Origin of the sequence: Streptomyces sp. WZ-12 (assembly GCF_028898845.1) — a bacterium.
In the GTDB taxonomy this organism is placed as follows: Bacteria; Actinomycetota; Actinomycetes; order Streptomycetales; family Streptomycetaceae; genus Streptomyces.
Genome location: NZ_CP118574.1, coordinates 3,021,095 through 3,040,828 on the forward strand (window position 1 = coordinate 3,021,095; position 19,734 = coordinate 3,040,828).

At 72.0% G+C, this 19,734-nt stretch carries 16 protein-coding genes; 9 read left to right on the forward strand and 7 right to left on the reverse strand.

Annotated elements, in window-relative coordinates; all coding sequences use genetic code 11:
* Positions 1-4: 4 nt before the first annotated feature.
* From PV796_RS12605 to PV796_RS12635, 7 genes are all read left to right on the forward strand, one after another.
* Complete coding sequence (locus PV796_RS12605; protein ID WP_274918988.1) at positions 5-418, forward strand: roadblock/LC7 domain-containing protein; 414 nt, start codon at positions 5-7, stop codon at positions 416-418.
* A gap of 113 nt (positions 419-531) precedes the next feature.
* Positions 532-942: a DUF742 domain-containing protein gene (locus PV796_RS12610; RefSeq protein WP_016576235.1), complete on the forward strand. Its 411-nt coding sequence runs from the start codon at positions 532-534 to the stop codon at positions 940-942.
* Complete coding sequence (locus PV796_RS12615) at positions 923-1,501, forward strand: GTP-binding protein (protein ID WP_274913069.1); 579 nt, start codon at positions 923-925, stop codon at positions 1,499-1,501. The genes PV796_RS12610 and PV796_RS12615 overlap by 20 nt, the downstream gene beginning before the upstream one ends.
* A gap of 409 nt (positions 1,502-1,910) precedes the next feature.
* On the forward strand, positions 1,911-5,060 hold the full coding sequence (locus tag PV796_RS12620; RefSeq protein WP_274913070.1) for a sensor histidine kinase: 3,150 nt from the start codon (positions 1,911-1,913) through the stop codon (positions 5,058-5,060).
* 10 nt (positions 5,061-5,070) lie between these two features.
* Entirely contained in the window at positions 5,071-5,484 is a 414-nt protein-coding gene (locus PV796_RS12625) for a roadblock/LC7 domain-containing protein (protein ID WP_018542541.1), read from the forward strand.
* 84 nt (positions 5,485-5,568) lie between these two features.
* A complete protein-coding gene (locus PV796_RS12630; RefSeq protein ID WP_274913071.1) occupies positions 5,569-6,174 on the forward strand; it encodes a DUF742 domain-containing protein in 606 nt (201 codons plus the stop codon).
* A complete protein-coding gene (locus PV796_RS12635) occupies positions 6,155-6,733 on the forward strand; it encodes a GTP-binding protein (RefSeq protein ID WP_073447656.1) in 579 nt (192 codons plus the stop codon). Before PV796_RS12630 ends, PV796_RS12635 begins: the two co-directional genes overlap by 20 nt.
* 96 nt (positions 6,734-6,829) lie before the next feature.
* Here PV796_RS12635 and PV796_RS12640 read toward each other — a convergent pair whose 3' ends face one another.
* The gene (locus PV796_RS12640) at positions 6,830-8,647 is read right to left on the reverse strand and encodes a dihydroxyacetone kinase family protein (protein ID WP_274913072.1); all 1,818 of its coding nucleotides are present in this window, start codon (positions 8,645-8,647) and stop codon (positions 6,830-6,832) included.
* A 191-nt stretch (positions 8,648-8,838) separates the two neighbouring features.
* Here PV796_RS12640 and PV796_RS12645 point away from each other — a divergent pair, with 191 nt between their 5' ends.
* Positions 8,839-10,122: an MFS transporter gene (locus tag PV796_RS12645; protein WP_274913073.1), complete on the forward strand. Its 1,284-nt coding sequence runs from the start codon at positions 8,839-8,841 to the stop codon at positions 10,120-10,122.
* 153 nt (positions 10,123-10,275) lie between these two features.
* Here the strand turns inward: PV796_RS12645 and PV796_RS12650 are convergent, their stop codons facing one another.
* From PV796_RS12650 to PV796_RS12660, 3 genes are all read right to left on the reverse strand, one after another.
* Positions 10,276-10,491, reverse strand: coding sequence for an acyl-CoA carboxylase epsilon subunit (locus tag PV796_RS12650; protein ID WP_274913074.1), 216 nt, complete (start codon positions 10,489-10,491; stop codon positions 10,276-10,278).
* Between the two features lie 81 nt (positions 10,492-10,572).
* Positions 10,573-12,156, reverse strand: a complete 1,584-nt coding sequence (locus PV796_RS12655) for an acyl-CoA carboxylase subunit beta (protein WP_274913075.1) — start codon at positions 12,154-12,156, stop codon at positions 10,573-10,575.
* A gap of 217 nt (positions 12,157-12,373) precedes the next feature.
* The gene (locus tag PV796_RS12660; RefSeq protein WP_274913076.1) at positions 12,374-14,797 is read right to left on the reverse strand and encodes a polysaccharide lyase 8 family protein; all 2,424 of its coding nucleotides are present in this window, start codon (positions 14,795-14,797) and stop codon (positions 12,374-12,376) included.
* A gap of 259 nt (positions 14,798-15,056) precedes the next feature.
* Between PV796_RS12660 and PV796_RS12665 the strand changes: the two genes are divergently transcribed.
* Entirely contained in the window at positions 15,057-15,677 is a 621-nt protein-coding gene (locus PV796_RS12665) for a YceI family protein (protein WP_274913077.1), read from the forward strand.
* Positions 15,678-15,756: 79 nt separating this feature from the next.
* Here PV796_RS12665 and cimA read toward each other — a convergent pair whose 3' ends face one another.
* The 3 genes from cimA to PV796_RS12680 all read right to left on the reverse strand — a co-directional run bounded on the left by cimA (position 15,757) and on the right by PV796_RS12680 (position 19,723).
* Complete coding sequence (gene cimA, locus PV796_RS12670; protein ID WP_274913078.1) at positions 15,757-17,382, reverse strand: citramalate synthase; 1,626 nt, start codon at positions 17,380-17,382, stop codon at positions 15,757-15,759.
* A gap of 284 nt (positions 17,383-17,666) precedes the next feature.
* Positions 17,667-18,989: an MFS transporter gene (locus tag PV796_RS12675; RefSeq protein WP_274913079.1), complete on the reverse strand. Its 1,323-nt coding sequence runs from the start codon at positions 18,987-18,989 to the stop codon at positions 17,667-17,669.
* Positions 18,990-19,105: 116 nt separating this feature from the next.
* Positions 19,106-19,723, reverse strand: a complete 618-nt coding sequence (locus PV796_RS12680) for a TetR/AcrR family transcriptional regulator (protein ID WP_274913080.1) — start codon at positions 19,721-19,723, stop codon at positions 19,106-19,108.
* Between the last annotated feature and the right edge of the window lie 11 nt (positions 19,724-19,734).

A 19,734-nucleotide genomic window follows, 5' to 3' on the forward strand; every position in this document is an offset into this window, starting at 1 on the left:
TCCGATGAGCCAGGCGGCGCAGAATCTGAACTGGTTGATCACCAACTTCGTGGAGAACACCCCCGGGGTGTCCCACACGGTGGTGGTCTCCGCGGACGGACTGCTCCTCGCGATGTCCGAGGGCTTCCCCCGCGACCGCGCCGATCAACTGGCGGCCGTGGCCTCCGGGTTGACGTCGCTCACCTCCGGCGCGTCCCGCATCTTCGAGGGCGGGACCGTCAACCAGACCGTGGTGGAGATGGAGCGTGGTTTCCTCTTCATCATGTCCGTCTCCGACGGATCGTCGCTGGCCGTCCTGGCGCACCCCGAGTGCGACATCGGCCTCGTCGGTTACGAGATGGCCCTGTTGGTCGACCGCGCGGGCACCGTCCTGACGCCCGACCTCCGCGCAGAACTGCAGGGCAGCCTGCTGAGCTGAGTGCCCGCGGCGTCCGCAGCGCCGCACCGCACCCGGTGACCCCTCATCCATCCGAGCCGCACCCCCCACCGGCCCAACCCCGACGACCGACTGTTGTCCCGTCCGGAGGACCCATGACCCCGCCACCCGCCACTTCCGGCCCGTACGGTGCCTACAGCTCAGCGCCGTACGGGAGCGAAGGTGACCAGCCGTTGGTGCGCCCGTACGCCATGACCGGAGGCCGGACCCGGCCGCGCTACCAGCTCGCCATAGAGGCGCTGGTCAGCACCACGGCCGACCCGTCCCAGTTGCCCGGTCTGCTGCCCGAACACCAGCGGATCTGCCACCTGTGCCGCGAGGTGAAGTCGGTGGCGGAGGTCTCCGCGCTGCTGCACATCCCGCTCGGAGTGGCCCGGATCCTGGTGGCGGACCTGGCGGAGGCCGGGATGGTGGCGATCCACCAGCCGGGCGGCAGCGGCGAGGCGGGCGGCACGCCGGACGTGACGCTGCTGGAGAGGGTGCTCAGTGGACTTCGCAAGCTCTAGCGGTGCAGCCCGCTCCACCACCTCGGCGAAGATCGTGGTGGCGGGCGGCTTCGGCGTCGGCAAGACCACGTTCGTCGGCGCCGTCTCAGAGATCAACCCGCTGCGCACCGAAGCCGTGATGACCTCCGCTTCGGCGGGCATCGACGACCTCAGCCACGTCCAGGACAAGACGACCACGACCGTGGCGATGGACTTCGGCCGCATCACGCTGGACGAGGACCTGATCCTGTACCTCTTCGGCACACCGGGTCAGGACCGCTTCTGGTTCATGTGGGACGACCTGGTCCGCGGCGCGATCGGCGCGGTCGTCCTGGTCGACACCCGCCGCCTGGCCGACTGCTTCCCGGCCGTCGACTACTTCGAGAACAGCGGCCTGCCCTTCGTCATCGCCCTCAACGGCTTCGACGGGCACCAGCCGTACGGGCCGGACGACGTGCGCGAGGCGCTCCAGATAGGCCCCGGCACCCCGATCATCACCACCGACGCCCGCCACCGCGCGGAGGCCAAGAGCGCGCTGATCACGCTCGTGGAGCACGCGCTGATGGCCCGGCTCCGCTGACCCGGCCTGCGGCCCGCGCGTCATTCGGCGCGGGCCGCACGGCAGTTGTCCCCGAGGGGGCGTCATCGGGGGTGCGGGCTGCCCGGGTTCGGTTCCCATACACCGTCGCCGTGATCTGTGTCCTTCGACACGCCCGTAAAGGGCTTCATAACGTTTCGACAGTGAATCGGCGCGCTTTCGACACCCCATGCGCATGGCCGGCTTCGCTGCGCTCACATTTCTCCCGCCTTTTGCCGCGCCTCGCCCTTAACGCCCCTTTTATCTTGCGGCCTTCAAGGGTTGTTCAAGCCCCGCTCAGTGTTTGGAACGCACCGCCCTGACGTGCTGAAATTCGCTGAACTCCGGAGTAGTAACGCCCAGAAGAAACGGCACTGCGCGACCGTGCCGTCGCCGAGAGGTTGTTGGTCGAGTGAGGCGAAGCACGACGAGCCCCGAGCCGCAGGAACCGCGGCGGGGCAACTTCACGCCGCCGCCCCGCGGTGGCACTGCGACGGCCGCCGACGCGCCCGCACCTCCGGCCGAAAAGCCCCAGGTCAGCGGCAGCAAGTACGCCCCGCGCAACTGGCGGGTGGCCACCCGGCTCAACGCCATCTTGCTGATCCCGGTCCTCGTCGGCCTGGTCTTCGGCGGGCTGCGGGTCAACAACTCCCTCGGCACCTGGCAGGACGCCAGGGACGCCGAGAACACCGCCAAGCTCGTTCGCGCCGCGCTTTCCTACAGCAACGCCCTCATCGACGAGCGGGACCGCACCGCCGCCCCGCTGCTGAAGGGCCGCAAGGACGACCCGACCGTCCAGGAGGCGCGGGACGCCACCGACGCCGCCGGCAAGGCGTTCCACGAGGCCGCCAAGAGCATGCCGGACAAGCCGGGCCTGCAGCGCCGGATGGCGCTCTTCCAGAAGACCGAGCCGAAGCTGGCGCAGCTCCGCCAGGTCGCCTTCACCGCCAAGCTCACCGGCGTGCAGACCGAAGAGGGCTACGTCGAGATCCAGCACCCGCTGATGGAGTTCGCCAACGAACTCGGCCTGGGCACCGGCAACATCACCTCCTACGGGCGCACCGTCTACGCCGTCTCGCTGGCGAAGGCCGCCGAGTCGTTGGAGCGTTCCATCGGCACCCACCTCCTGGTCGACCCCGCGTCCCCGCAGGGCGGCAAGGAGCACAAGACGCAGTTGACCGCGTTCGCCTCGTACCGCTACCTGGAGGGCATCGCCATCGGCGAGTACACCTCCGGCGGGACGCCCGAGGACGTGCAGCGGCTGAAGGACGACGCCGCCGGTCTCCAGCGGGCGGCGCAGGCCCAGATAGACCGGGCCAAGTCGCAGGCGGAGGCGGCCGGTCAGCAGTTCCGCACCCCGCCGTCGATGGACCAGATGTCCACCCTGATCGCCTCGGGCGCCGCGCCGGACGCGCTGGCCGCCAAGGGCGTCACACCGGACGCGTACTTCCGCGCCGCCACCGGCAAGTTCGACATGTACCGGTCCATCGAGAAGGACCTGGCGGACAAGGCGGTGAACGAGGCGGCGCAGATCTCCTCGGACGCCAAGTGGTCCATCTTCGTCGACTCCGGCATCGTGCTGGCCGCGCTGGCCGCCGCGTTCATCGTGGCCGGGCTGATGGCCCGCCGGATGAGCCGCAACATGCGGGCGCTGCGCAACGCGGCGTTCGGCGTCGCCGAGCAGCGGCTGCCGATGCTGGTCGACCAGCTCTCGCGCACCGAGCCGGGCCGGGTCGACACCCGCGTGGAGCCGATCCCGATCGCCACCACCGACGAGATCGGCGAGGTCGCCCGCGCCTTCGACCAGGTGCACCGCGAGGCGGTCCGGCTCGCCGCCGAGCAGGCGCTGCTGCGCGGCAACGTCAACGCGATCTTCACCAACCTCTCGCGCCGCAACCAGGGCCTGATCGAGCGTCAACTGGAGCTGATCACCGGCCTGGAGAACAACGAGGCCGACCCGGACCAGTTGGAGAACCTCTTCCGGCTCGACCACCTCGCCACCCGCATGCGCCGCAACGGCGAGAACCTCCTGATCCTCGCGGGCGAGGAGCCCGGCAGCCGCTGGAACCAGCCGGTGCCGCTGATCGACGTGGTGCGCGCGGCCACCTCCGAGGTCGAGTCCTACGAGCGGATCGAGCTCAGCGGGGTCCCCGAGAGCGAGATCCACGGCACCGCGGTGACCGACCTGGTGCACCTGCTCTCCGAACTCCTGGAGAACGCCACCACGTTCTCCTCCCCGCAGACCAAGGTGCGGGTGGCCGCGACCCGACTGCCCGACGGCCGGGTCATGATCGAGATCCACGACAAGGGCATCGGGCTGACCCCCGAGGACTTCGCGGACATCAACCACAAGCTGGCCAACCCGCCGAGCGTGGACGCCGCGGTCTCCCAGCGGATGGGCCTGTTCGTGGTCGGCCGGCTGGCCGACCGGCACGGCATCCGGGTCCAGTTGCGCCCCTCGGGCGAACAGGCCGGCACCACGTCGCTGGTCATGCTGCCGGAGGCGATCACCCACGGCGGTGGCGGCGACGAGCAGTTCGACGACACCTTCACCGTCTCCCGAATCGTCCCCGAGCACCAGCAGGCCGCCTACCAGGACGACGCCCGCACCGCCGCGGAGTTCGGCTTCGACGACGGCCTCCAGGGGGCCGCGGGCCCCGCGGCGGAGCTCGACCCGGTGGGTCGCTCGCTGCTGCGCGAGGAGCGCCGCGCGGCCCTGGAGGCGCAGGCCGCCGCCGGGCAGCCCGCGCCCCAACAGGCCGACACCCGACCGCTGTTCCGCGACGAGGTGACCGACGGCTTCCAGGGGCACCCGACGCCGTATGCGGAGCCCGGCCAGCCGCTCTACGACGACCGCTCCTACGGTGGTGAGGCGTTCGCCGCCCCGAACCCGATGGAGACCACCGGCCAGTACCCCTACGCCCCGCAGGACGCGGGTCACGTGGACGGCTGGGCCCCGCGGGAGAGCGGCCGGGTTGACGGCTGGGCCCCGCAGGAAACCGGCCAGGTGAACGAGTGGGCCGAACCCGCCGCGCACCAGGGGTACTTCGGATCGGAAGCGGAATCTGACCGGAATCCAACTGCCGCTCCCGCGGATGCCTCCGAGCGCGTAACATTCGAGCGTCCCGGCCCCTCCGCGAGCACGGTCCAGTCGCTGACCGACGCCGGTCTTCCGTTCCGCGGAGCCGACTCGCCGCAGGATCAGCAGCAGACGGCACCGGAGAGCGGCCAGGACGACGGCTCCGCCTGGCGCAGCGAGAACGACGAGCGCTGGCAGCGGGCGGAGCGACTGCGCCAGCCGTCGGCGGGCGGGGTCACCGCTTCGGGCCTTCCCCGGCGGGTGCCCAAGGCCAATTTGGTCGAGGGCACCGCGGAGCAGACCACGCAGGGCGGCCCCCAGGTCTCCCGCGCTCCGGAGGACGTCCGCGGCAGGCTGAGCAATCTGCGCCGCGGTGTCCAGCAGGGGCGCAGCGCCGGCACCGGCACGGACCCCTCCCCGGGGGTCCCCCAGAATGACCAACAGGGCTTCGGCCCCGGCAGCACCTACGATCAGGAGCGTTAGTGTGAGCCCGATGAGCCAGGCGGCGCAGAATCTGAACTGGTTGATCACCAACTTCGTGGAGAACACCCCCGGGGTGTCCCACACGGTCGTGGTCTCCGCGGACGGTCTCCTCCTCGCGATGTCCGAGGGCTTCCCCCGCGACCGCGCCGATCAACTAGCGGCGGTGGCCTCCGGGTTGACCTCGCTCACCTCCGGCGCGTCCCGCATCTTCGAGGGCGGGAGCGTCAACCAGACCGTGGTGGAGATGGAGCGTGGTTTCCTCTTCATCATGTCCGTCTCCGACGGATCGTCGCTGGCCGTCCTGGCGCACCCCGAGTGCGACATCGGCCTCGTCGGTTACGAGATGGCCCTGTTGGTCGACCGCGCGGGCACCGTCCTGACGCCCGACCTCCGCGCAGAACTGCAGGGCAGCCTTCTCAACTAGCAGACAGGCAGTGCGTTTCCCGCCACCGCACCATAGGGTTCGGTGGCGCGACCGGCGTCAGATAGGCAAGTTGGAGGAGGAAACGTGGCAACGCCCCCTAGCGGCTACCCGTATGGATCCGGACAGCAGTCCGGCTCCCAGGGCGAGACCCATCACAACCGCTTCAACTTCCCGTCCGCGCCCAGCCGCAGGCCGCAGCACCCCGCTCAGCAGCAGGGCCCGTACCGTCCCCAGCCTTACGGGCCCCCGCCGACCGAGCCCTCGCCGTACGACCAGCCGCAGCCGCCGCGCATCCAGCCGGTGCAGCCGCCGCGGCCGGCGCCCGAGCCCGCCCCCACGGGCGGACCGAGCAATCCGCTCGTGCGTCCGTACGCGATGACCGGGGGCCGGACCCGGCCGCGCTACCAGCTCGCGATCGAGGCGCTGGTCAGCACGACCGCGGATCCCGCGAAGCTGCAGGGCCAGTTGCCGGAGCACCAGCGCATCTGCCACCTCTGCCGCGAAATCAAATCGGTTGCCGAGATCTCGGCCCTCCTCTCCATCCCCCTCGGCGTCGCCCGGATCCTCGTCGCCGACCTGGCGGAGGCCGGACTCGTCGCCATCCATCAGCCCGGCGGGGACGAGACCGCCGGCGGACAGCCAGATGTGACACTGCTCGAAAGGGTGCTCAGTGGACTTCGCAAGCTCTAGCGGTGCAGCCCGCTCCACCACCTCGGCGAAGATCGTGGTGGCGGGCGGCTTCGGCGTGGGCAAGACCACGTTCGTCGGGGCCGTCTCAGAGATCAACCCGCTGCGCACCGAAGCCGTGATGACCTCCGCTTCGGCGGGCATCGACGACCTCACGCACGCACCGGACAAGACGACCACGACCGTGGCGATGGACTTCGGCCGGATCACCCTGGACCAGGACCTGATCCTGTACCTCTTCGGCACACCGGGTCAGGACCGCTTCTGGTTCATGTGGGACGACCTGGTCCGCGGTGCCATCGGCGCGGTCGTCCTGGTCGACACCCGGCGGCTCGCCGACTGCTTCCCGGCCGTCGACTACTTCGAGAACAGCGGCCTGCCCTTCGTCATCGCCCTCAACGGCTTCGACGGGCACCAGCCCTACACGCCCGACGAGGTCCGTGAGGCGCTGCAGATCGGCCCGGACGCGCCGATCATCACCACCGACGCGCGGCACCGCAGCGAGGCCAAGAGCGCGCTGATCACGCTCGTGGAGCACGCGCTGATGGCCCGGCTGCGCTGACGGCCCGGTGCCGGCAACCCGCCGGCCCGCACGCCGCATTGACGAAGGCCCCCGCACACCTGCCAGGTGCGGGGGCCTCGTCGTGTCACCGGCGGGTCAGCGCAGGGTGCTGCCGACGGCGGTGAGCAGGAGCGCGAGCGAGACCGCGCCGGCGTCGGGGTGGCCGTAGCCGAGCGCCCCCATGCGGGCCGCGCGGCCGCGGGCCGGGGTGAGGCGGGCGGTGTCCGCGGCGGCCCGGGTGGCGGCCTCCGCGGCGGCCTGCCACGCCTTGGACAGGCCCTGTGCGGCGCGGGCCCGGAGCTCGCGCCGGAACGGGTCCAGGGCGTCCAGCATGGTCTTCTCCCCCACGGTGGCGCCGCCGAGTTCGCCGACGGCCCGCTGGGCGGCGTCCACCGCGTCCGCGAACAGCGCGGCGCCGCGGGCGTCCTCGGGGGCCCGGAGCAGGACGGCGCCGGCCTCGGCCAACAGGGCGCCGTACAGCGCCCCGGAGGCGCCCCCGGAGGCGTCGGCCAGCGCCAGCCCGGCGGCGAGCAGCGCGGTCCCGGCCGACCGCGGGTCGTCGGCCGGCCCCGGCTCGGCCGTGGCGGCGGCCGCCACGGCGGCGCGCAACCCGCGGACGATGCCGATCCCGTGGTCCCCGTCGCCGGCCACCGCGTCCAGCCGCCCCAACTCCTCCTCGTTGGCCGCGACGAGCTCCAGCGCGGCATGCAACGCCGCCGCCACGGGCAGACCCCCACCGGGGGATGTGCCGTCCCCTAGGGGCGCCGCGCCACCGCCCCCTACGGGCCCGCCCACCGCCGCGACCATGCTCGCGCCCGCCTCCGTCGGCTCCTCCGACTCGCCCGCCCCGTCGGCCCGTTGGTCGTCCCCGGGCCCGTACGCCCCGGGCAGGCTGCGGAACGCCGGGGTGTCGCAGGGCGCGTCGTAGAGGGCGGCCAGTTCGTCGTCGAGGGCCATCAGCGACAGCGAGACCCCGGCCATGTCGAAGGAGGTCACGAACTCCCCGACCTCCGGCCGGAACGGGCGCAGACCCGCCGCCCGCAGCCGCCGGTTGACCTGCCGGTACACCACGAACATCTCCTCGCACTTGGTGCGCCCCAGCCCGTTGAGGAGCACCGCGACCCGACCGTCCCCGACGGGCAGCTCCGGCAGCAGATTGCCGACCAGCTCGTCGGCCAGCTCGGCGGCGGTCAGTTGGCGGGTGGTGCGCAGCCCCGGTTCGCCGTGGATGCCCATGCCCAGCTCGGTGGTGCCGCCGTTGACGGTGAACAGCGGCTCGGCCGCGCCCGGGAGGGTGCAGCCGGCGAACGCGGCGGCGAAGGTGCGGGTGTGGTCGTTGGCGCGGGCCGCGAGGCGGGCGACGGAGTCCAGGTCGTCGCCGCGCTCGGCGGCCGCGCCGGCGACCTTGAAGACGAAGAGGTCGCCGGCCACCCCGCGCCGGTCCCGGGACGGGTCGATCGGCTGGCCCTCCACCGGCGGCGGCCCGCTGGCCACGTCGTCGGTGACCAGCACCGTCCGGGTCGCCACGCCCTCGGCCGTGAGCCGCCGCGCGGCCAGCCCGAAGTGCATCACGTCGCCCGCGTAGTTGCCGTAGGTGAGCAGCACGCCGGCGCCGCCGTCCGCGGCCCGGACGGTGCGGTAGATCTGCTCGGCGCTGGGGCTGGCGAAGACGTCGCCGACCGCGGCGGCGTCCGCGAGCCCGGGCCCCACCAGCCCCGCGAAGGCCGGGTAGTGGCCGGAGCCGCCGCCGATGACGACCGCGACCTTGCCGGGGCGGGGCGCGTGGCGGCCGACGATGCCGTAGGCGCCCGGGACCCGGCGGACCGTGCGCGCATAGGCGTCGGCCAACCCTTCCAACCAGTCCTCGCGGAAGGTCTCCAGGTGGTGTCCGAGGCCGGCGGGTTCGGTCGTCATCAGGCCACACTCCTTTGTTTCTGCCTCTGTTGGATTTAACACCCAGATCACAGATTCGTCACCCCTGGCGGCCGAAACCCCGTGCAATCCTGTGGGAATTGCCGCCAAGAAAACCCTGCATCACACCTTGCATGTGAACTTCACAGGATTCATGCTGCTGCCATCACACCCGCACCCGCCGGAGGCGTGCAATGGCAGCATCCCCTCTCCTCGACCGGATCGGCATCCCCAAAGCCCTGGTCTTCGGCTATCTCGGCGTGTTGCTGTTCATGGTCGGCGACGGGGTCGAGTCCGGCTTCATCGCGCCGTTCATGGCCGACCACGGCGCCGGCACCGAGGTCCGCGCCTCCTACGTCATCACCGCCTACGGCATCACCGTGATGCTCGCCTCCTGGCTCTCCGGCGCCCTCTCCGACCTGTGGGGCCCGCGCCGGGTGATGCAACTGGGCCTGGCCGTCTGGATCGTCTTCGACGTCCTCTACCTCACCCTCGCCCTCGGCCCGCACAACTACCCGCTGATGCTGGTCTTCTACGGCCTCCGCGGCTTCGGCTACCCGCTCTTCGCCTTCGGCTTCCTGGTCTGGATCACCGCCACCGCCCCCAAGGCCCGCATGGGCACCGCGGTCGGCTGGTTCTACGTCGCCTTCACCGGCGGCCTGCCCACCCTCGGCTCGCTCGTCGCCGGCGCCACCAACCCCTGGTTCGGCCCCTTCGGCACCCTCTGGATCGCCCTCGGCATCATCGTCCTCGGCGGCGCCTGCTGCCTCCTCGGCGTCCGCGAACGCACCGGCTTCGCCCGCCTCGCCCCACCCGAGGTCAAACCCGTCCAGTCCCTGGTCTCCAGCCTCTCCATCGCCTGGACCCACCCCAAGGTCGCCGTCGGCTGCATCGTCCGCATCATCAACACCGCCCCGGAATTCGGCTTCCTGGTCTTCCTCCCGACCTTCTTCGGCAAGGAGTTGGGCTTCGGCGAGGGCCGCTGGCTGACCCTGCTCGCCGTCATCTACGGCACCAACGTCTTCTGCAACCTGCTCTTCGGCGTCATCGGCGACAGGATCGGCTGGCGCCGCACCATCGCCACCTTCGGCGGCCTGGGCTGCGCGGTGACCACCCTCACCCTGTACTTCGTCCCCCAGGCCGTCGGCCCCCACTACTGGGTCGCCGTCCTCGTCGGCATGCTCTACGGCGTCACCCTCGCCGGCTTCGTCTCCATCTCCGCCCTCGTCCCGGCCCTCGCCCCCGACAACAAGGGCGGCGCCATGGCCCTCCTCAACCTCGGCGCCGGCGGCGCCGCCTTCGTCGGCCCCGCCCTCGTCAGCCTCTTCCTCGACCCCCTGGGCCCCGCCGGCGTGGTCATCATCTTCGCCGCCCTCTACGTCGTGGCCGCCCTCCTCACCCTCTACCTCAAACTCCCGGAGGGCCACGCCACCCCCACGCCCCACGCCGAGACCCCCACCGCGGCCACCCACGTCTGAACGCCCCGCCCCAACCCACGAGTTGAGCCGGTGACGCTCGGCCCCACAGGCGGACAGGCCCTCCCGCCCCCACCAAGACGCGGACAAACAGACGGCGGCCCCCACACCGACAAGGTGCGAGGGCCGCCGAACGCGCAACGGGCTAGCGGTACCTCACCGCTGCCAACTGGTCGCCCCGTGGAACCCCATCTGCCGCTCCAGCCGCCGCCACCGAGCGGCCGTCGTACGCGGCCGAACCGGCGCCGCCGGCTGATGCGCGGCACGGGCCAACAGGACGGCGGTCAGCGCAGCGAGCTCTTCCTCGCTGGCCTGACCCTTCTCGACGCGGATGGGCGCAGCGGCAACAACACTGCTCTCGGCAGGATTCACGACGATCTCGATTCTCCGTGACGGAATGGAAGACAGGTGGCGGAACGAGGGACGGGAGGAACGGGCGCGCCCCCAACTCCCCTACTGCGGCGGATTACCGTGCTTGCGCGCCGGCAGATCCGCATGCTTCGTCCGCAGCATCTCCAACGCCCGCACCAGCGTGTGCCGGGTCTCCGCCGGGTCGATGACGTCATCGACCAGACCGCGCTCGGCCGCGTAGTACGGGTGCATCAGCTCGGACTTGTACTCCTTGACCATGCGGCTGCGCATCGCCTCGGAGTCGTCCGCCTCGGCGATCTGCTTGCGGAAGATCACGTTGGCCGCGCCCTCCGCGCCCATCACCGCGATCTCGTTGGTCGGCCACGCATACGTCAGGTCGGCCCCGATGGACTGCGAGTCCATCACGATGTAGGCACCGCCGTACGCCTTGCGCAGCACGATGGAGATCCGCGGCACGGTCGCGTTGCAGTACGCGTAGAGCAGCTTGGCGCCGTGGCGGATGATGCCGCCGTGCTCCTGGTCGACGCCGGGCAGGAAGCCGGGGACGTCCAGCAGCGTGACGATCGGGATGTTGAACGCGTCGCACATCTGGACGAAGCGGGCGGCCTTCTCGGACGCCTCGATGTCCAGGACGCCGGCCAGCGACTGCGGCTGGTTGGCGATGATGCCGACCACCCGGCCGTCGAAGCGGGACAGCGCGCAGATGATGTTGGTGGCCCAGCGCTCGTGGACCTCCAGGTACTCGCCGTCGTCGACGATCTCCTCGATGACCTTGCGCATGTCGTACGGCCGGTTGCCGTCCGCCGGGACCAGGTCCAGCAGCGTCTCGCAGCTCCGGTCGACGGGGTCCTCGCAGGCCACCACCGGCGGGTTCTCCCGGTTGTTGGCCGGCAGCAGCGACAGCAGGTAGCGGACCTCTTCGAGGCAGGTGACCTCGTCGTCGTAGGCGAAGTGCGCCACGCCGGAGGTCTCGGCGTGCACATCGGCGCCGCCCAGGCCGTTCTGGGTGATCTCCTCGCCCGTGACGGCCCGCACCACGTCCGGACCGGTGATGAACATCTGCGAGGTCTCACGGACCATGAAGACGAAGTCGGTGAGGGCCGGCGAGTAGGCGGCACCGCCGGCGCACGGGCCGAGCATGACGCTTATCTGCGGGATGACGCCGGACGCCTTGGTGTTGCGCTGGAAGATGCCGCCGTAGCCGGCGAGCGCGGAGACGCCCTCCTGGATGCGGGCGCCGGCGCCGTCGTTGAGCGACACCAGGGGCGCACCGGCTTGGATGGCCATGTCCATGATCTTGTGGATCTTGGTGGCGTGGGCCTCGCCCAGGGCGCCGCCGAAGATCCGGAAGTCGTGCGCGTAGACGAAGACGGTCCGGCCGTGGACCGTGCCCCAACCGGTGATCACACCGTCCGTGTACGGCTTCTTGGCCTCCAGGCCGAAGCCGGTGGCGCGGTGCCGGCGGAGCGGCTCGACCTCGTTGAAGGAACCCTCGTCCAGCAGCAGGTCGATCCGCTCGCGGGCCGTCAGCTTGCCCTTGGCACGCTGCGCTTCGGTGGCTCGCTCGCTGGGGCCTCGCCGGACCTGCTCACGGATCGCGCGCAGTTCGGCGACGCGCCCGCGGGCGTCGTTGGCACCGGCGGGCACATCTTCGACAGTGGTCATGTATCGACGGTACGTGGGCGAGGCCCCGTACACCGATGTCGGTTTCGTACAACGTCGGGCGCGATTTCGTGGGCAGGCGGTACAGAACCACGCTGCACGCGGCCCGGCTGCTGGGCTGTGGCGGGGTGGACGCGGTGTCCAGCGTCTGTGTGGTGCCGACAAACGACGGGCGGGCGATGTTGTGCCGGTCGGTGGTCGGCGGGCCGGCCGGCGGCGGTCAGCGCAGCAGCACGGTGCAGGTGTGGGTGGCGCAGGCGGTGCCGGGGGTCAGGCGCAGCCGCAGGGCGTCGCCGGTGGCCAGGACCTCGACCGCGTCGTCGTGGGCGAGCACCGCGCGGACCGGCCGGGACCAGGTGAGCTCCAGGGGCGCGCCGGTGCGCTCGGGGGCCGCGGCGCACAGGGTCGCGGTGCGGCCGGCCCGGCCGGGGGTGCGACGGGTGCGGAGCAGGACGCTGGCCGGGCCATCGGCGGTGAGCGGCCCGGCGGTGCCGGCGCGCCAGAAGTTGGCGGCGGTGACGCCGAGCGGGGCGACGGCGACGGCCTGCCGGTCGGCGTCGTTGGCGAGGACGGTCAGCCAGTGCCGGTCGGCGGCGCGGGCGGCGAGGGCGTGCCGGTCGGCGCCGGGCATCAGCAGGTAGGCGTAGCCGGCGCCGGTGGGGTCGGTGCCGTGGTCGTGCCAGAGGGTGAGGTAGCGGCGGGTGTACGGGTCGGTGGTGGAGGTGTGGTTGATGTCGGACCAGCGGCCGGTGCGGTCCTCGCGCAGGACGTGCAGCGGGGCGCCGCCGGGGAAGACCCAGCCGCCGTGGCCGGCGAGGTGGGCCCAGTGGGCGCGGGGGAAGGCGGTGGTGCGGCCGGGGGCGGTGGGCTGGCGGACGCCGTCGACGGTGAGGGCGGCGGTGCCGCGGGCGCCGAGGTTGCGGTTGTCGACGACGGTCTCGGCGGGGACGCCGTCCCGGCAGGTGATGCCGGCGCCGAGGCAGACCACGCAGTCGGCGAGGGCGAACCAGGATTTCCGGGCGCGGAGGGTGGAGTCGAGGCCGCGGAGGTCCTGGCCGAGCGCGGCGTAGCTGCCGTCGGTGGTGCCGCCGACCCAACGGGCGTCGGGCCTCGGCTCGCCCCAGGGGCCGCCCGCGCCGTCGGCCAGGCGCTTGGTGGAGACGGTGGTGCCGGGGAGGCGGTAGGGGTCGACGGTCGGCCAGAAGGCGTCGGTGTACTGGTCGCCGGCGCGGCCCGCGGGCCACCAGGAGAGCATGCCGGCGCCGGTGTGCCAGCCGCGTTGGTTCTCGCCATTGCCGTTCTCGTAGTGGGCGATGCGGTCGGAGGCCATGGCCAGGCCGGCGGTCCAGCCGGGGCGGCGGTGCACGGCGCGGTCCATGGCGGGGAAGAGGCGGTGGCCGACGGGCTCGGGGGCGGCGGGGGCGGGGCCGGCGTCGACCGCGGCGAGGCGGGCGAGGTCGGCGACGGAGAACTGGCGGTCGGTGCGGACCGGCAGGGTGCGGTCGCGGGCGATGTGGCCCTTGATCAGGGCGTGCCAGCGGTCGCGTTCGGCGGCGCTCGCGGCCCCGGCGAGCAGGGCGATGCCGGCGAGCACGGCGTGGCCGTGGCGGTGGTCGCTGTGTAGGACGTGCCGGGGGTCGTTGCGCAGGTAACCGCGGCTGACCGCGCGGCCGTTGACGCCGTCCATCATCAACCCGTCGTGGAGCAGCGGCGCGTAGGCGTGCTCGACGCCGTCCAGGACGAGCTGCCGGTGGGGGTCGGTGACCTCCCAAGTGGAGCCGCTGAGCAGGGTGAAGAGCCGGCCGAGGCCGTCGAGGAGGACCGCGCCGTAGGTGCCGGAGTAGGCGACCCAGGTGTGCTGGACGAAGGAGCCGTCGGCGTAGAGGCCGTCGCCGTGGGTGACGTAGGGGAAGACCGGGGAGAGCGCGTCGCGGGCCAGGGCGATCTTGGCGGGGGCGCGGCCGAGGATGCCGCGGAGGGCGACGACGCGGCAGAGGTCGACGCGGTTGGCGCCGGTGCTGGTGCCGGCGTACGAGCCGAGGGCGCGGTCCGGGACGAAGTGGTCGACGGCGGCCAGGCAGCGGGCGCGCAGGGCGTCACCGGCGCCGCCGGGGAGGTGTTCGTCGAGGACGGCGAGGGTGTCGAGGAGGAGTCTGGGGCTGCCGATCTGCCATTCCCACCAGTTGCCGTAGGGGGTGGTGGCGGGGTGGTAGACGGTGCGGTCGAGGTGGTCCAGGCCGGCGCGGACGGCGACGGCGAGGTCGGCGTCGCCGGTGTGGCCGGTGCCGGGCTGGGCGCAGGCCAGGGCCATGGTGGCGAGCCGGTCGTAGCTGCGGGTGAGGCCGGCGGGCGGGTCGTAGGGGCTGTCCGGCCAGAGGGAGTCGGCGGTCGGGCGCATGGTCCGGCGGTAGCCGGCGGCGAGCTGGCCGGTCTCGTTGAGGGCGCCGGCGTACGGGGCGGCGGTGGGGTCGTAGCCGGTGCCGAGGGCGAGGTCGCACCAGCGGCGACGGAGGGTGGCGTAGGCGTCCCCGTCGGCGGCGTCGGCGGGCCGGGCGGCGGGGCCGAGGGTGAGGGCCAGGGCGCCGGCGGTGGTGGCGGTCAGGAATCCTCGGCGCGACCAGGCGGGCGGGGTGGCGGGCGACATGGTCGCTCCTCTCCGTGGCGTCAACTAGGGTGTGGCGCTGCGCACTTGGGAGTTCCCGATGGTCTAGCACGGGCTCGAACGGGGCGGCAATGACCGCGTCGGGGGGAGCCGATGTCACTCGTGCGGGGGAACCGTCCCACGCAAAGGTTGAAAGTTAAACGAGATTCCGCTACCGTGAATGTCGTTGAACATTAAACAAGAGCGGTTCAATGCCCCGCGGCGCGCATTCCCCGCCCGCGTCCGTCCCCGAGGAGGAGCCATGTCCCTGTTCCGCAAGCGCCCCGCCGCTGCCCCCGCCCCGACCGCGACCACCGCCGTCCTGGACGTGGACCCCGCACTGGCCGCCCTGACCGGCGACTACGCCATCGACCCGGCCCACAGCAGCATCGGCTTCAGCGTCCGGCACGCCATGGTCACCAACGTCCGCGGCACCTTCGGCAGTTACGAGGGCGCCCTGCATCTCGACGGGTCCGCCCCGGCCCGCTCCACCGCCACCCTCGACGTCACCATCGCCAGCGTCGACACCGGCATCGCCGACCGCGACGCCCACCTGCGCGGCGCGGACTTCTTCGACGCCGAGACCTTCCCGCGGATGACGTTCCGCTCCACCGCCGCCGAGGCGACCGGCGGCGACGGCTACCGGATCACCGGCGACCTGACCATCAAGGACGTCACCAAGCCGCTCACCATCGACCTGGAGTTCCACGGCGCGGCCACCGACGTCTACGGCGCCGAGCGGGTCGGCTTCGAGGGCAGCGCCGAGATCCTGCGCTCGGAGTGGGGCCTGACCTGGAACGCGGCGCTGGAGACCGGCGGCGTGATGGTCAGCGACAAGGTCAAGCTGGTCTTCGACATCTCGGCGGTGCGGGCGGGGAGTTGAGCGGGTGCGCGGGGGCGGGGCGGGTGGCCTCCACCGCCCACGCCCCCACGACCGCGGCGCTCCCCCGCGCCGCCGACGCTCACCCCTGCGGCTCGACCCCGGCCCGCAGCAACCCGTACGCATAGGCGTCGTCCAGCGCCTGCCAGGACGCCGCGATGACGTTCTCGGCGACGCCGACCGTGGACCACTCCCCCCGGCCGTCGCTGGTGGAGACCAGCACCCGGGTCGTCGAGCCGGTGCCCAACGCGCCCTCCAGGATGCGGACCTTGTAGTCCACCAGCTCCATCGTGGCCAACTGCGGGTAGATCCGCTCCAGGGCCACCCGCAGCGCCCGGTCCAGGGCGTTGACCGGACCGTTGCCCTCGGCCGTGGCGACGATCCGCTCGCCCTTGGCCCACAGCTTCACGGTGGCCTCGTTGGCGTGGGTGCCGTCGGGGCGGTCCTCGACGATGGCCCGCCAGGACTCCACGGTGAAGTAGCTCAGCGGCGTACCGCCCTCGCCCGCCCGCCGCAGCTCGTCGCGGAGCAGCAGCTCGAACGACGCGTCGGCGGCCTCGTAGGTGTAGCCGGCCAGTTCGCGCTCCTTGACCCGCTCGACGACCCGGCCGACCAGCTCCCGGTCGTCGCTCAGGTCGATGCCGAGCTCCTTGCCCTTGAGCTCGATCGAGGCCCGGCCGGCCATGTCGGAGACCAGCATCCGCATGGTGTTGCCGACCAGCGCGGGGTCGATGTGCTGGTAGAGATCCGGGTCCACCTTGATCGCGGAGGCGTGCAGCCCGGCCTTGTGGGCGAACGCCGAAACCCCCACGTAGGGCTGGTGGGTGGAGGGCGTGAGATTGACGACCTCGGCGATGGCGTGCGAGATCCGGGCGGTCTCAGCCAGCTTGCCGGGCGGCAGGACCGGGCGCCCGTACTTCAGCTCCAGGGCGGCGACGACCGGGAAGAGGTTGGAGTTACCGACCCGTTCGCCGTAGCCGTTGGCGGTGCACTGGACGTGGGTGGCGCCGGCGTCGACCGCGGCCAGGGTGTTGGCGACCGCGCAGCCGGTGTCGTCCTGGGCGTGCACGCCGAGCCGGGCGCCGGTGTCCGCGAGGACGGTGCGGACCACCGCGGTCACCTGCGCCGGCAGCATCCCGCCGTTGGTGTCGCAGAGCACCACGACGTCGGCACCGGCCTCGTGGGCGGTGCGCACGACCGCCTTGGCGTACTCCGGGTCCAGCGCGTAGCCGTCGAAGAAGTGCTCGCAGTCGAGGAAGACCCGGCGGCCCTGGGCGCGCAGGTGCGCGACGGTGTCGCGGACCATCGCGAGGTTCTCCTCGGGCGTGGTGCGCAGCGCCAGTTCCACGTGTCGGACGTGGGACTTGGCGACCAGGGTGATGACCGGGGCCCCCGAGTCCAGCAGCGCGGCGACCTGCGGGTCGTCCTCGACGCGGACGCCGGCCTTGCGGGTGGCGCCGAACGCGACCAACTGGGCGTGCCGGAAGTCGATCTCCGCGCGGGCGCGCTCGAAGAACTCGGTGTCCCGCGGGTTGGCGCCGGGCCAGCCGCCCTCGATGAAGCCGACGCCGTAGTCGTCCAGATGACGGGCGATGGTCAGCTTGTCGGCGACGGTCAGGTTGATGCCCTCGCGCTGGGCGCCGTCGCGGAGCGTGGTGTCGAATACGTGGAAGTCGTCGGGGACGGCGGCTTCGGGTACGTCCGTCATGCTGGTCAAGGCTCCTGTCGGATCTCGGTCTACCGGAATGCCCGGTTCCACCGTCCCTCCATGATCCCTCGCGCTGCGCCTCCGGTGCAGGGGTGGGCCCCGGAAACGAAAAAACCCCTCGCGGGTGCGAGAGGTCTGCGCGCGGGTCTGGGACGACGGTGGCCACGCCGTACTCGGGTCGTACGGGGCGGTCACTGCGGACCGGCGCGCCTGCTGCCAATAATCATGGCGAACGAGAGCACGGGGGCAGTGTGGCACACCACCGCCCCCGGCACGGCGTCGTCTCAGGATGCGAGCGCCCGGTCCTGGTCCGCGCTCCCGTCGCCGCGCGCCGTCCCGACGCGGCCCAGGTCGATGGTCCGGGTCTCCCGCATCGTCAGGTAGACGACCAGGGAAACCGCCGCGCAGCCGGAGACGTACCAGGCGAAGCCGGACTCGATGCCGGCGTTCTTGAACCACAGGGCGACGTACTCGGCCGTGCCGCCGAAGAGGGCGTTGGCGATGGCGTAGGGCAGCGCGACACCCAGCGCGCGGATGCCGGTGGGGAACAGCTCGGCCTTCACACAGGCGTTGATGGAGGTGTAGCCGGTGACCACGACCAGGGCCAGCAGCGACAGTCCGAGCGCGGGCCAGAAGGAGCCGGCGTGCTTGAGCATCGTCATGATCGGCACGGTCAGGAGGGTGGAGCCGACCGCGAAGGTGATCAGCAGCGGGCGGCGGCCGATCCGGTCCGACAGATGGCCGGCCAACGGCTGGAGACACATGAAGAGGAACAGCGCGCAGAAGCTCACCAGGGAGGCGGTGGGCTTGGACAACCCGGCGGTGCCGGAGAGGTACTTGGTGAGGTAGGTGGTGTACGTGTAGTACGCCACGGTGCCGCCCATGGTGAGGGCGATGACCAGGAACGCCTCGCGCTTGTGGGCCCACAGCGCCTTCATGGTGCCGCGGTCGGGGTCGGTGCGGGCCTGGTCGTCCTCGGCGTAGACCTCGGTCTCCAGCATGGTGCGGCGCAGGTAGAAGACGATGCCGGCGCCCAGCGCGCCGACGATGAACGGGATCCGCCAGGCCCAACTGTGCAGCGCCTCCTCGGACATGGTGCGCTGGAGGACGATCTGGAGGGCCAAGCCCAGCAGTTGGCCGGCGGTCATCGACACGTACTGGAAGCTGGAGGCGAAGCCGCGGCGTTCGGGCGCGGACGCCTCGGTGAGGTAGGTGGCGCTGGCCGCGTACTCGCCGCCGACCGAGAGGCCCTGGAGCATCCGGGCCACCAGGAGGACGGCGATGCCGCCGTAGCCGGCGACGGCGTAGGTGGGGGCGACGGCGATCAGGACGGCCGAGGCGGACATCAGGGTCACGGTCAGGGTGAGGGCGGCCTTGCGGCCCCGGCGGTCACCGACCCGGCCGAGCAGCCAGCCGCCGACCGGGCGCAGGAAGAAGCCGACGGCGAAGATCCCCATGGTGTTCATGAGGTTGGCGGTGTCGTTCCCCTTGGGGAAGAACGCGTCGGCGAAGTACACCGCGAAACTGGCGTAGACGAACCAGTCGAACCACTCCACCATGTTGCCGGCCGAGCCGACCCAGATCTTCTTCCACTGCTCTCGTCCCATAGCCGATCACGGTCGTCGAGAGCGGGCCCTTCGGCAAGGGTGGCGGCGGCAACGATCACGCGTACTTGCGTGCCTTGCGGTCACGGCGGCCGCGGCCCGGGCCGGTGCGGTGGCGGTCAGTCCCCGGGCGGGGTGAGCGCCTCGTCCAGGAAGTGCCGGACCTCGCGGCGCGCCCCGTCGCGGTCGGTGCCGGGCAGGCCGACGACGAGGTGGGTGCCGAAGCCGTCCAGGAGGGCGCGGGTGCGGGTGGCGAAGCGCTCGGCGTCGACGGGCCGGAACTCGCCCTTGGAGGCGCCCTCGACGAGCAGCGCGACCAGGTCGCGGTGCCAGGCCAGTTCGAGGTCGAGCTGGCGCTGGCGGGTCTCGTCGTCGGCGTTCTGGGAGCGGACCCAGACCTCCAGCCAGAGCGTCCAGCGCGGGTCGCGGTGGCCCTCGGGGAGGTAGAGGTCGACCAGGGCGTCCAGCCGCTCACGGGCGGAGACCTGGCGGGCGAGGGTGGCCCGGCGGTCGGCGCCGAGCTGCTCCTCGCTCCACTGGAGGGTCTGCAGCAGCAGCTCGTCCTTGGTGCCGAAGTAGTAGAGGATGTGGCCGCTGCTCATCCCGACCTCGCGGCCCAGCCCCGCCATGGTCAGCCGGTCCAGCCCCTCGGTGGCGATGGTGGCCATCGCCGCGGCCAGCACCTGCTCGCGCGGCTGGCTGAGCCGCCGCCGGGGACGGCGTACGGGACCGGGCACGGGGACCTCCG

Coding starts and splice junctions, on each gene's coding strand:
- PV796_RS12605 (WP_274918988.1), top strand. CDS start 5: ATGAGCCAGGCGGCGCAGAATCTGAACTGGTTGATCACCAACTTCGTG.
- PV796_RS12610 (WP_016576235.1), top strand. CDS start 532: ATGACCCCGCCACCCGCCACTTCCGGCCCGTACGGTGCCTACAGCTCA.
- PV796_RS12625 (WP_018542541.1), top strand. CDS start 5,071: ATGAGCCAGGCGGCGCAGAATCTGAACTGGTTGATCACCAACTTCGTG.
- PV796_RS12640 (WP_274913072.1), bottom strand. CDS start 8,647: ATGACGACCGAACCCGCCGGCCTCGGACACCACCTGGAGACCTTCCGC.
- PV796_RS12645 (WP_274913073.1), top strand. CDS start 8,839: ATGGCAGCATCCCCTCTCCTCGACCGGATCGGCATCCCCAAAGCCCTG.
- PV796_RS12655 (WP_274913075.1), bottom strand. CDS start 12,156: ATGACCACTGTCGAAGATGTGCCCGCCGGTGCCAACGACGCCCGCGGG.
- PV796_RS12660 (WP_274913076.1), bottom strand. CDS start 14,797: ATGTCGCCCGCCACCCCGCCCGCCTGGTCGCGCCGAGGATTCCTGACC.
- PV796_RS12665 (WP_274913077.1), top strand. CDS start 15,057: ATGTCCCTGTTCCGCAAGCGCCCCGCCGCTGCCCCCGCCCCGACCGCG.
- cimA (WP_274913078.1), bottom strand. CDS start 17,382: ATGACGGACGTACCCGAAGCCGCCGTCCCCGACGACTTCCACGTATTC.
- PV796_RS12675 (WP_274913079.1), bottom strand. CDS start 18,989: ATGGGACGAGAGCAGTGGAAGAAGATCTGGGTCGGCTCGGCCGGCAAC.